This is a genomic window from Rhizobium ecuadorense (assembly GCF_001187535.1).
GTDB lineage: Bacteria > Pseudomonadota > Alphaproteobacteria > Rhizobiales > Rhizobiaceae > Rhizobium > Rhizobium ecuadorense.
The window spans coordinates 1-207 of sequence record NZ_LFIO01001416.1 but is presented as its reverse complement, the minus strand read 5'-3'; the positions used below and the strand labels follow the sequence as shown (position 1 = coordinate 207).

Below are 207 nucleotides of genomic sequence, written 5' to 3'. Positions count from 1 at the left end.
CATAACAAGGCGAACGTTTGGTTTTCGCGTTAGACGATCGGCGACATTCATGGCGTAGCAGATCGCCGTTATGTGAATCCGGTCTGGGAGAAGATCGACCAGATAGGGTAAGGTGGTGCCACAATCGAAAAAGACCGTGTCATCATGGTGAATGTAATCAATGGCTTGTGTGCAAATTTGTCGTTTTGCAGCGGCATGACTGTCGGC

Annotated in this window: 1 protein-coding gene; it reads right to left on the bottom strand. The window is 49.3% G+C overall.

Annotation, left to right across the window (positions count from 1 at the left end; genetic code table 11):
- Positions 1-207 (bottom strand): sugar phosphate isomerase family (locus tag AF337_RS41040; RefSeq protein ID WP_483150639.1); only part of this gene is annotated, 207 nt, incomplete at both ends.